At 69.7% G+C, this 12028-nt stretch carries 9 protein-coding genes; 6 read left to right on the forward strand and 3 right to left on the reverse strand.

The window, feature by feature from the left end; all coding sequences use genetic code 11:
• Positions 1 to 7 precede the first annotated feature (7 nt).
• Complete coding sequence (gene hrpA / locus GOALK_RS14140) at positions 8 to 3994, forward strand: ATP-dependent RNA helicase HrpA (RefSeq protein WP_006359509.1); 3987 nt, start codon at positions 8 to 10, stop codon at positions 3992 to 3994.
• On the opposite strand, the gene nrdR is transcribed toward hrpA, so the two are convergent.
• Positions 3968 to 4435: a transcriptional regulator NrdR gene (nrdR, locus tag GOALK_RS14145; RefSeq protein ID WP_035754175.1), complete on the reverse strand. Its 468-nt coding sequence runs from the start codon at positions 4433 to 4435 to the stop codon at positions 3968 to 3970. The two genes, hrpA and nrdR, sit on opposite strands and share 27 nt — an antisense overlap.
• 99 nt (positions 4436 to 4534) lie before the next feature.
• The gene (locus GOALK_RS14150) at positions 4535 to 5071 is read right to left on the reverse strand and encodes a LysM peptidoglycan-binding domain-containing protein (protein ID WP_006359511.1); all 537 of its coding nucleotides are present in this window, start codon (positions 5069 to 5071) and stop codon (positions 4535 to 4537) included.
• 237 nt (positions 5072 to 5308) lie between these two features.
• On the opposite strand from GOALK_RS14150, the gene lexA reads away from it, so the two are divergent.
• Positions 5309 to 6016, forward strand: a complete 708-nt coding sequence (gene lexA / locus GOALK_RS14155) for a transcriptional repressor LexA (protein ID WP_006359512.1) — start codon at positions 5309 to 5311, stop codon at positions 6014 to 6016.
• Here lexA and GOALK_RS14160 read toward each other — a convergent pair.
• The gene (locus GOALK_RS14160) at positions 5994 to 7694 is read right to left on the reverse strand and encodes a putative PEP-binding protein (protein ID WP_006359513.1); all 1701 of its coding nucleotides are present in this window, start codon (positions 7692 to 7694) and stop codon (positions 5994 to 5996) included. The two genes, lexA and GOALK_RS14160, sit on opposite strands and share 23 nt — an antisense overlap.
• Positions 7695 to 7830: 136 nt before the next feature.
• On the opposite strand from GOALK_RS14160, the gene GOALK_RS14165 reads away from it, so the two are divergent.
• From GOALK_RS14165 to GOALK_RS14180, 4 genes are all read left to right on the forward strand, one after another.
• The gene (locus GOALK_RS14165) at positions 7831 to 8601 is read left to right on the forward strand and encodes a DeoR/GlpR family DNA-binding transcription regulator (protein ID WP_006359514.1); all 771 of its coding nucleotides are present in this window, start codon (positions 7831 to 7833) and stop codon (positions 8599 to 8601) included.
• On the forward strand, positions 8598 to 9557 hold the full coding sequence (pfkB, locus tag GOALK_RS14170) for a 1-phosphofructokinase (RefSeq protein ID WP_006359515.1): 960 nt from the start codon (positions 8598 to 8600) through the stop codon (positions 9555 to 9557). The genes GOALK_RS14165 and pfkB overlap by 4 nt, the downstream gene beginning before the upstream one ends.
• A 67-nt stretch (positions 9558 to 9624) precedes the next feature.
• Positions 9625 to 11688, forward strand: coding sequence for a PTS fructose transporter subunit IIABC (locus GOALK_RS14175; protein WP_006359516.1), 2064 nt, complete (start codon positions 9625 to 9627; stop codon positions 11686 to 11688).
• Positions 11689 to 11765: 77 nt separating this feature from the next.
• Positions 11766 to 12026, forward strand: coding sequence for an HPr family phosphocarrier protein (locus tag GOALK_RS14180; protein WP_006359517.1), 261 nt, complete (start codon positions 11766 to 11768; stop codon positions 12024 to 12026).
• Positions 12027 to 12028 lie beyond the last annotated feature (2 nt).

The raw sequence follows: 12028 nt of genomic DNA on the forward strand, positions 1-12028 counted from the left end.
AGTCATCATGTCGGTCGAGTCCTCAGATCCAGCCCCGCGAGATCCTCAGCCCGGCATCTCCCGTTCCGAACTGCTGCGGTCGCTCGACGCGGTCGCGATCGTCGACGCCCACCGTCTGCGCCGCCGGGTCGACAAACTCGGCCGCACCCCCGATCCGCACAGATGGGAACAGCTCGTCGCCGACGTCGAGAAGGCCCGGCACCGCCTCGACCGTCGCCGGGCCACGGTGCCGGTGCTGCGCTTCCCCGACGAACTCCCCGTCTCGGCCGCCCGCGAGGAGATCGCCGCCGCGATCCGGGACCACCAGGTCGTGGTCGTGGCCGGTGAGACCGGTTCCGGCAAGACCACGCAGCTGCCGAAGATCTGCCTCGAACTCGGCCGGGGCATCCGCGGCACCATCGGCCACACGCAGCCGCGTCGTATCGCGGCGAGCTCGGTGGCCAAGCGCATCGCCGACGAGACCGACACCGAACTCGGTGACGCGGTCGGCTATTCGGTCCGGTTCACCGACCGCTCGGGCGCCGACACCCTGATCCGCGTGATGACCGACGGCATCCTGCTCCGCGAGATCGCCACCGATCCGATGCTGCGGCGCTACGACACCCTCATCATCGACGAGGCCCACGAGCGCAGCCTCAACATCGATTTCATCCTCGGCTATCTGCGACGGCTGCTACCGCAACGACCGGACCTGAAGGTGATCATCACCTCGGCGACGATCGAACCCGCCCGCTTCGCACGGCATTTCAGCACACCCGAGATGTCGGTCCCGGTCATCGAGGTGTCGGGTCGCACCTACCCCGTCGAGGTCCGTTACCGGCCGTTGAGTCTGCAGGAGCGCCCCGACAGCGGCGACGACACCGGCGGCGGCGAACACGCCGACCTCGACCAGATCCAGGGCATCGACGCCGCGATCGACGAACTGTGGGCCGGCGGCCGCGGCGACATCCTGGTCTTCCTCCCCACCGAACGCGACATCCGCGAGACCGCGGATGCGTTGAAGCGCCGGACGGGAACGGGCCGCAACGGCGGCGCGGAGATCGTCCCGCTGTTCGCGCGGTTGTCGATCGCCGACCAGCAGAAGGTCTTCGCCCCGTCGAACGGTCGCCGCATCGTGCTGGCCACCAACGTCGCCGAGACGTCGGTGACTGTCCCCGGCATCCGCTACGTCATCGACACCGGCACCGCTCGTATCAGCCGGTACTCGACCCGCACCAAGGTCAATCGCCTTCCCATCGAACCGGTTTCGCAGGCCAGCGCCCGCCAGCGCGCCGGGCGGTGCGGTCGCGTCGCCCCCGGTGTGTGCATTCGGCTCTACAGCGAGAACGACTTCGACGCCCGGCCCGCGTTCACCGACCCGGAGATCCTGCGTACCAACCTCGCCGCCGTCATCCTCCAGATGACCTCGCTGAAACTCGGTGAGATCGCGGACTTCCCGTTCGTGCAGCCGCCCGACGAGCGCGCCATCCGCGACGGCATGGGTGTGCTCACCGAACTCGGGGCGATCACCGTGAGCCGTGAGGGCGGCCCGCCGCGCCTCACCCCCGTCGGGCGCTCGATGTCCCGGATCCCGGTGGATCCGCGGATCGCACGGATGCTGATCGCGGGTCGCGAACTCGGCTGCCTCGACCACCTGCTGGTCATCGCCTCCGCGATGTCCCTGCCCGACCCCCGCGAGCGTCCGGCCGAACATCGCGAGGCCGCCGACGCCTCGCACCGGCGCTTCGTCGTGCCGCAGTCGGACTTCCTGTCCTACGTCGAGCTGTGGCGCTACCTCGACGAACAGCGCAAGGAGTTGTCCAGCAGCAAGTTCCGTCGGATGTGCGAACGGGAGTTCCTGCACTTCCTGCGAATCCGGGAATGGCGGGACCTGCATCGCCAGCTCACCGAGATCGTCAAGGACCTCGACTGGCCGGTGAGTCCGGCCGGTTCCGACCTGCCCGAGGTCGACGCCGACGCCGTCCATCGCGCGATCCTGTCAGGACTGCTGTCCAACATCGCCGCCCGCAACACCGAGGGCCGCGAGTTCACCGGGGCGCGCAACACGACGCTGATGATCTTCCCGGCGTCCCCGCTCGCCAAGAAGCCGCCGCCGTTCATCATGGCCGCCGAGGTCCTCGAGACCTCGCGACTGTTCGCGCACACGGTCGCCGGCATCGACCCGCTGTGGGCGGAGAAGCTGGCCGGCGATCTGGTCAAGCGCACGCACAGCGAACCGCACTGGTCGTCCAAGCGCGGTGCCGCGATGGCCTACGAGCGGGTCACCCTCTACGGGGTCACCCTCGTCGCGCGTCGTCGTGTCGACTACGGCCCCATCGACCCGGTCGTCTCACGCGAACTGTTCATCCGCCATGTCCTCGTCGAGGGCGACTGGCGTACGCAGCACCCGTTCTTCGAACGCAACCGCGCACTGCTCGAGGCCGCCTCCGACGTCGAGAACCGTATGCGCACACGCGGACTAGTGATCACCGAGGACCAGCTGTTCGAGTTCTACGACAAGAGGGTGGGCGCCGAGGTCACCTCCGCACGGCACTTCGACACGTGGTGGAAGAAGGCCCGACGCTCCGATGCGGCTCTGCTCGATCTCAAGCCGGAGGACGTCGCGGCGAGTACCGAAGCCGCCCCCACCGACTATCCGGGCGCCTGGCAGCAGGGCGACACCCGACTCGAACTCCGCTACCGGTTCGAGCCCGGCGCCCCCGATGACGGTGTCACCGTGATCATCCCGCGCGCACTGCTCCCCCACGTGCGCCCGGCGGGTTTCGACTGGTCGGTGCCCGGCATGCGGACGGAACTGGCCACCGCACTGGTGAAGTCGTTGCCGAAGCAGCTACGCAAGTCGATGTCGCCGGCACAGCGTTTCGCCGAACTGGCACTGGCCCGCCTCACCCCACGGAGCGAGCCGCTCACGGTCGGGCTCGCTCGCGAGCTCACCACGATCACGCAGATGACGGTCACCGCAGGCGATTTCGACGTCGACCGGATTCCGGCCCACCTACGGATGCATTTCGCGGTCGCCGACGACGCCGGGGAGATCACCGCGCGAGCCGATTCCATCGCCGAACTGCAGCGCGCGGCCACCCCGGCAGCGTCGAAGACGGTGAAGCGCACCCTGTATCGCGCCTGGACCGACGAGGGCATCGGCACTCTCGCCGCACAGCGGACCGTCGACATCGCCGGACAACGCCTCACCCGTTACCCGACCATCGACGCGATCACCGACGACGCCGGACGCACGCGCGGGGTGGTCGTGATCGACGCCGCGTCGGAGCAGACCCGTGATCGATTGGCGGCGAGAGGAATCGTCGCGCTCCTCGACCTGGCGATCCCGCCCCTGCACCGCCGCGTGGCCGGTTCCCTCGGGGCCGCGGGTCGACTCGCGCTGAGCCAGAGCCCCTACCCGGATCTCGATGCGTTGCTGGCCGACTGCACACGTCGCGCCATCCGCGATGTCGTGGCGGGCCTCGACGCCGGCACCCTGTCGGCGGTGCGCTCTCCCGAGACATTCCGCGTGCTCACCGAGAAGTTGCGTCCACGGATCACCGAGTCGGCACCGGACTACTTCTCTCTCGCCGTCGAATCCCTCGGTTGGGTGGCACCGGTCCGTGCCGCGATCGACCGACATGCCGGTTCACTCGCGGCCGATGACGTCGCCGAACAGCTGGACAATCTCGTCTTCGACGGATTCGTCGCCGCCACCGCACGACGACATCTGGAGAATGTGCCGCGCTACCTCGCGGCCGCCGAGGCCCGCCTGTCGGCGCTCCCTGCATCGGCGGCCCGGGATCAGGCCGGAGTAGCCGTCGTCGACCGGGTGACCGAGCGGTGGGCGCAACGACTGACTCAGGTGCCCGACCACCGGAAGGCGCACGTCAACGACGAGGCCCAGTGGCTCGTCGAGGAGCTGCGGGTGGGATTGTTCGCCGAACGGCTCGGCACCGCGTACCCGGTGTCGGAGAAGCGGGTCCTACGAACTCTTGACCGACTCGGCTGAGGCGGCTCGGAGGTCGTCGATCTCGCGCTGGAAGTCCTCGACGGAGTCGAACGAGCGATAGACCGACGCGAACCGCAGGTAGGCGACCTCGTCGAGGTCGCGCAGCGGCTTGAGGATCGCGAGACCGACCTCGTTGCTGGGGATCTCGGCCGATCCACTGGCACGTACGGTGTCCTCGACCTGCTGGGCGAGCTGCGCCAATGCGTCCTCGGCGACGTGGCGTCCCTGGCATGCGCGCCGGACGCCCCTCATCACCTTCTCGCGACTGAACGGTTCGGTGACGCCGTTGCGTTTGACCACCGCGAGCACCGCGCTCTCCACGGTCGAGAAGCGTCGCCCGCACTCCACGCAGGAGCGGCGGCGCCGGATGGCCTGCCCCTCATCAGCGACACGCGAGTCGATGACCTTGGTGTCGTCGTTCTTGCAGAAGGGGCAGCGCATCGTATCCTCACGCAGGTCACGGGACACTCTGGTGCAGCCGCGCCGCATGCCAGGCCGGTAGTCGGCCGGTCCCTGTGACATCGAGGATACCGCCCGTGCTCAGTGGTACCGGGGGGCGAGCAGCGGCTGACCGACGCGCAGCCCGCTCGACGGGAGGTCGTTCAGCTGGATGATCTCGTCGACGACCGCCTCACGCGGCATCTCGGGGGCGACGCGCGATGCGATGGTGCTCAGCGAGTCGCCCGACCGCACGTGTACGACCTCGGTGCCGACCGAAGAAGGTGTGACCGTCGCGGCGTAGTTCTGACCGACGACCGCGATGACCCACACGGCCAGAGCGAGCCCGACGCCGGCGAGAATTGCCGTCGCCGTGCGCCGACGCCGCCGGATGACGGCCGAGGGCGCGGTATGCGCAACACGCGAGACGGGTACGACCGGTGCACGACCCCGCATACCGACCGGCGAGGCGCACCGGGTGGAGGCGACCCGGCGGACCCGGACCGCCGACTCCGGCACCGGACGCCCGTCGACGGGCCGGCGGCCGTCGCCGCGGCGCATCGGGCGCGGACGCTCCAGGACGTCACCACGGACCGAATCGGTGGAGCGGTCGGGGTCGATGAGAGTGGCGGTGCGCATGATGCCCTCCGTGTTTCCGGTCGAACGCTTGTCCGTGCTCCGACTGCGTCGTCGGCGTTCGAACTGTTCGATTGTCGATCATCTGTTCGATGAACTGATGTTCGATTTGTAGCACGGCACTCCGACACTTGTCTCGCAACACGTCGAACAAATGTTTGATGCGGTCGGCATTCTCGGCTAGGGTCGTCGTCAGACAAGCGATCTACCAGCACGTTCGGAATCGAGAGGAACCCGATCATGAGCGATGACGGCGGTAAGCGCACCGGAGCGCGGGGCGCCGACGAGCCCGTCGCCCCGGCAGACATGGCGGCGGCCGAGGCCTCGCTGACGCCGCGGCAGCGCGGAGTTCTCGAGGTGATCCGCAAATCCGTGCGCGAGCGCGGTTACCCGCCGAGCATCCGCGAGATCGGTGACGAGGTGGGTCTCACGTCGACCTCCTCCGTCGCCCACCAACTGCGGACGCTCGAACGCAAGGGCCTCCTCAAGCGCGACGCGAATCGTCCGCGAGCGGTCAACATCGCACCGAGCGAGCCGCCGACGCCCACCTCACCGACCGGTGGTGCGCTACCCGAGCCCACCTTCGTGCCGGTGCTCGGCCGGATCGCCGCAGGCGGCCCGATCCTCGCGGAAGAAGCCGTCGAGGACGTCTTCCCGCTCCCCCGCGAGCTCGTCGGCGAGGGTTCGCTGTTCCTGCTGAAGGTCGTCGGTGAGTCGATGATCGACGCCGCGATCTGCGACGGCGACTGGGTGGTCGTCCGCCAGCAGAACGTGGCCGACAACGGCGACATCGTGGCCGCGATGATCGACGGCGAGGCCACGGTCAAGACCTTCAAACGCCAGAAGGGTCATGTCTGGCTGATGCCGCACAACGAGCTGTTCGACCCGATCCCGGGCGACGAGGCCGTGATCCTCGGCAAGGTCGTCACCGTGATGCGGCGTATCTGACCTCTTCGTTCTCGAGAACCGCGGCGGCAGCCTCGCGCGCCGCAGCCGGATCGGTGGTGGCGAGCGCGGCTGTCGCCGCGTTTTCGCAGGTCGACCGTGAGACGCCGCCGAGGCGGGCACCGACCGCGGCGGCCGCCACCGGAGCACTCGACAGCGAGGTGACACCCAACCCGACGAGCACACAGGCGAGGATCGGGTCCGCCGCGGCCTCGCCGCACACGCCCACCGGTTTCCCCTGATCCCGTCCGGCCCGCGCGACCGTCGCGATGAGGTGCAGGACCGCCGGCTGCCACGGATCGGTCAGCGATGCGAGATCGGCCGACATCCGGTCGGCGGCCATCGTGTACTGCGTGAGGTCGTTGGTGCCGATCGAGACGAAGTCGACCTCGGCCAGGATCGCCGGCGCGAGGATCGCGGCGGCGGGGACCTCGATCATCACCCCGGCGACCAGTCCGCGTTCCCGTACCTGAGCGGCGAAGGCGGCCGCCTCGGCCGGTGAGGCGATCATCGGCGCCATGACCCAGGGGCTCGTCTCGGAACCCTCCGCGGCGCGTGTGATCGCGTCGAGCTGATGGGCACGGATCTCGGGGTGTGCCAAGGCGATCCGGTCGCCGCGCACACCGAGCGCCGGGTTGGCCTCCTCGGGCTGGTGCACGAAGCGCAGCGGCTTGTCCGAGCCGGCGTCGAGCGTACGGATGACGACCCTGCGGCCGCCGAACGCGTCGAGCACCTCGCGATAGATGTCCGCCTGTTCCTCCACCGACGGCTCGTCGGCGCGTTCGAGGAAGGCCAGTTCGGTGCGGAACAGTCCGACGCCCTCCACCGGATGATCGGTGGCCGCACGGGCCGACGATCCGTCGGCGACGTTGGCCAGGATCGCCACCTCCACACCGTCGGCGGTGCGACCCGGGCCCGACCAGCCGGCGACCCGTGCGGCCTGACGCGTGTACTCGTCGACACGGGCCCGCGCGGCGGCGTTGTCGGGTTGCACGACGATCTCGCCTGTCGTGCCGTCCACGAGTATCACCGTGCCCGAGTCGATCCCGGCGAGACCGGGGACCGCGACGACACACGGGATGCCGAGCTGCCGGGCGATGATCGCGGTGTGGCTGGTGGGCCCGCCCAGGCGGGTGACCAGCGCGATGGTGGTGGCGGGATCGAGCCCCGCGGTGTCGGCGGGCGCGAGGTCGTCGGCGAGGAGGACCGAGGGCACGTCCGGCGTGGGCACGCCGGGCTCGGGGAGGCCCAGGAGTTCGGCGAGGACGCGGTCGCGGACGTCGTTGAGATCGGTGACGCGCTCGGCCATGAGCCCACCGAGCTTGGTGAACACGGCGGCGAACTGTTCAGTGGCGGCGACGGCGGCCGACGGCGCCGAGGCGCCCTTGGCGATCAGACCCGAGGCGGCACCGATCCAGCCGCGGTCCTCCGCGAGTCCGGCCGTTGCGGTGAGCACCTCGGCGGCGACGCCGGTGTTCTGCGATGCACGCTCACGTAGGCGCGCGGCGACCGCGGCCGCCGCGGCGGTGAACCGTTCGGCCTCGTCGGCGCGACGGTCCTCGGCGATCTCGACGCCTGCGCCCAGTGCCTCTGCGGAGTGGTCGGGTCGGCGTCCCGGCCAGAGTGCGGGCCCGAGAGCCACACCACCGACAACCGGCGTCCCCGTCAGAATCTGCGTCATGTGACCACGGTTACAAATTCTTCTTGACTTGTCAACATAAACAGGCGTAAACACAATTACTACAACACGCAAAGCCACATGTTCCCACATTGGACGGCCCGATCAGCGCCACGGGAACGATCAGAACGGAGCCGGTGTGTACGCCGAGGAGAGACAGCAGGCCATCGCCGAGGAGGTACGCGTCGCAGGACGCGCCTCGGTCGCCGAGCTCGCCGCGAAGTTCGACGTGACCAGTGAGACGGTCCGCCGCGACCTCGCGGTGCTCGAACGTGCCGGGCACCTGCAGCGAGTCCACGGCGGTGCCGTCCGCCCCGAGGTCCTGCGCGTGATCGGTGAACTCGGCATCGACGAGCGCGAGACGGAACAGACCGAGGAGAAGGCCGCGATCGGCCGTGCCGCGCTTCGTTTCCTCCCGCCCGACGGCGGATCGGTGCTCTTCGACGCCGGCACCACCACCTTCCGGGCCGCCGAGGCCATGCCGCGCGACCGCGATCTCACACTGATCACCAACAGCCTCCCGATCGCCGGGCTGCTCGCCGGACGCCATGCCGACGGTCTCCACTCCCTCGGCGGTCGCGTCCGCGGACTCACGCAGGCGACGGTCGGCGCCGAAACGGTCGCCGCGCTCGGCCGACTCCGCGTGACGACCGCGTTCATCGGCACCAACGGCCTGAGCGAGGCGCACGGTCTGTCCACCCCCGATCCCGACGAGGCGGCGGTGAAGGCGGCGATGGTCGCCGCAGCCCGCCGCGTCGTCGTCCTCGCCGACAGTTCGAAGATGGAGCGCGAGGAGCTGTCCGGTTTCGCCGGCATCGACGACATCGACGTTCTCATCACCGATTCCGGCGTCGATCCGCAGTTCTCGGCCGCACTGTCCGCCCGCGGCGTCGAGGTCGTGATCGCGTGATCCTCACCGTCTCCGCCAATCCCAGCGTCGACCGCACCCTCGAACTCGCCACCCCGCTGCGACGCGGCGAGGTCCAGCGGGCCGGCGTCGTCCGCGCCGAACCGGGCGGCAAGGGCGTCAACGTCGCCCGCACCGTCGCCGCCGCCGGTCTCTCGACACGGGCCCTGCTGCCCGCTCGCACCGGCGACCCCCTGCTCGCCGCGCTCGACGACCTCGGACTCCCCTACGACGCCGTCCCCGTCGACGGCGAGGTCCGTTCCAACGTCACCATCGCCGAATCCGACGGCACCACCACGAAGATCAACGCCCCGGGCGTGACCCTGACAGCAGCTCAGCTCGAGTCGCTGTCCACTCTGATCCGCACCCACGCGAACGGCGCGGAGTGGGTCACGCTGTGTGGATCACTTCCACCCGGCGTGCCGGAGGACTGGTACCGGACGGTCGCCGACGCGCTGGTCACCGCCGGATGCCGCGTGGCCGTGGACACCTCGGGAGCACCGTTGCGCGCAGCCGCGGCAGGACGTGTCGACCTGATCAAACCCAACGAGGACGAACTCGCCGAACTCACCGGCGCCGATGCCGCCGAGCTCCGTGATTCCCTGTCGCGCAACGATCTCCGGCCGGTCGTGACCGCCTCGCAGGCCCTTGTCGAGCAGATCGGCGGCAGCGTCCTGGCGACGCTGGGGGCGCGGGGCGCCGTCCTCGTCACCGCTGCGGGCACTTGGTGCGCGACCCCACCGCCGATCGTCCCGCGCAGCACCGTCGGCGCGGGCGACTCGTCCCTGGCCGGCTTCCTCATCGCCCAGACGCGCGGTGCGTCGGCTCCGGAATGTCTCCGCTCCGCCGTCGCCTACGGTTCGGCGGCCGCCGCGCTCGCCGGCACCGCCTCCCCCACTCCCGATCATCTCGACCTGTCCGGGGTCACGATCACGGAACTCTCCGGGGCCGGCCGATGAGATGAAGCCGATCCCGCGCCCACAGGACCCCCACAAACCCCCGACCCACATTGCCGAAGGACATCCCATGACCGAGCAGATCATCACCGCGCAGACGGTGAGTCTCGACGTCGACGCCGGCGCCGACCCCGCCGCCGTCATCACCACTCTCGCCGATGCTCTGGCCGCGGCCGGACGGACCACCGATCCCGCCGACCTGGCCCGGGCGGCACTCGAGCGAGAGGCCAAGTCCGCCACCGGACTACCCGGTGGCATCGCGATCCCGCACGCCCGCACCGCATCGGTGACGTCGGCGAGCCTCGCCATGGCGCGCCTGTCCCGCAAGGTCGACTTCGGCGCACCCGACGGTCCGGCGGATCTCGTCTTCCTCATCGCCGCCCCCGAGGGCGGTGCGGCCGCGCACATGAAACTGCTGAGTTCCCTGGCGCGCTCGCTCGTCCGCCCCGACTTCGTGGCGAGCCTCCGCGAGGCCGAGACCGACGACCGCGTCATCGAACTGGTCACCGCGGCCATCGATCCCGACGCCGGGAAGGCCGCCACTCCCCCGGCAGCCCCGGCGGCGAGGGAGACCCCGGCCGCCACCGAGAAGCGCAGCGAGACGGTCTCCGAGAACCGGCCGCGCATCCTCGCGATCACCGCCTGCCCCACCGGGATCGCGCACACCTACATGGCCGCGGACGCACTGAAGTACGCTGCCGAACGGGCCGGGGTCGACTTCGCGGTGGAGACGCAGGGCTCCTCGGCCACCACACCGTTCGATCCCGAGGTCATCGCGTCCGCCGACGCCGTCATCTTCGCCACCGACATCGGGGTCAAGGGCAAGGGCCGCTTCCACGGCAAGCCGGTGATCGCCTCGGGCGTCAAGCGCGCCATCAACGAACCCGACACGATGATCGCCGAAGCCGTTGCGGCCGGACGGAATCCGGATGCGGCTCGCGTGACCGACGACGGCGGCACCGAGTCCGCCGAGGCGGGTTCATCCGGCGTCGGACTGGCCGGGCGCACCCGTCAGGCACTCATGACCGGTGTCAGCTACATGATCCCGTTCGTCGCGGCGGGCGGTCTGCTCATCGCGCTGGGCTTCCTGCTCGCGGGCTACGAGATCGCCAACAGTACGCTCGATGCCGGCGGTTCCCTCAACGACGCCGCCTTCATCGCCCTGAACAACAGCCTCTGGGATCTCCCCTCCGGGGGTCTCCTCCAGTACCTCGGCGCGGTCAGTTTCGCGATCGGGTCGGGGGTGATGGGACTCGCCGTCCCGGTCCTGGCCGGGTACATCTCCTTTGCGATCGCCGATCGTCCCGGCATCGCACCCGGTTTCGTCGCGGGCATCGTGTCCCTCGCAGTCGGCGCGAGCTTCATCGGCGCACTCATCGGCGGCCTCATCGCCGGTGCCGCGTGCCTGTGGATCTCGCGACTCCCCGTGCCGCAGTGGGCCCGTGGACTGATGCCGGTCGTGGTCATCCCGTTGTTCGGCAGCCTGATCGTCGGCGGTCTGCTCTACCTGGTTCTCGGCAAGCCGCTCGCCTGGCTGACCGAGCAGATGAACTCCGGACTCGAGAGCATGTCCGGCGGATCGGCCGTCGTCCTGGGCATCGTGCTCGGTCTGATGATGTGCTTCGACCTCGGCGGCCCGGTCAACAAGACCGCCTACCTGTTCGCCACCGCCGGTATCGCCGATGCCGCGACCGCCGGTCCCGCACAGTTCCAGATCATGGCCGCCGTCATGTGTGCCGGCATGGTCCCGCCGCTCGCCCTGGCGCTCGCAACGGTGTTGCGTCCCGGCCTGTTCACCGAACCCGAACGCGAGAACGGCAAGGCCGCATGGCTTCTCGGGGCGTCGTTCATCTCCGAGGGCGCCATCCCGTTCGCCGCGGCCGACCCGTTCCGAGTCATCCCGTCGATGATGGCCGGCGGCGCCCTTTCCGGCGCACTGATCATGGCATTCGGTGTCGAGCTCCGCGCCCCGCACGGCGGCATCTTCGTCTTCTTCGCCATGAACAGCTGGGTGCTGTTCCTCGTGGCCCTGCTCGCCGGCACCGTCCTGAGCGCGGTCGTGGTGATCGCGGCGAAGCAGTTCGGCCGGACCCGCGAGATCGCCGCGGCCGATCTCGAGGCCGTGGCAGCCTGAAGTCCAGACCCCGACGCGCGACCACATCGCCACGCACAACCACCAACCGACAAGCAATCGCCAACACAGGAGGCACCATGCCCAGCACCACCGTCACCGTCGGATCGGCAGTCGGCCTGCACGCCCGGCCGGCCACGATCATCGCCGAGGCCGTCGCCGACACCGGCAGCACCGTGACCCTCGGACTCGAGGGCGGCGACCCGGTCGACGCCGGTTCCGCGCTGATGATCATGACGCTCGGCGCCGAGAAGGGCACCCGGGTCGTGGTGACCGCCGAGGACCAGGCGGCGCTCGACAAGATCGTCACCCTCGTCGAAACCGACCTGGATGCCGACTGACA

The organism is Gordonia alkanivorans NBRC 16433 (assembly GCF_000225505.1).
GTDB classification, from domain to species: domain Bacteria; phylum Actinomycetota; class Actinomycetes; order Mycobacteriales; family Mycobacteriaceae; genus Gordonia; species Gordonia alkanivorans.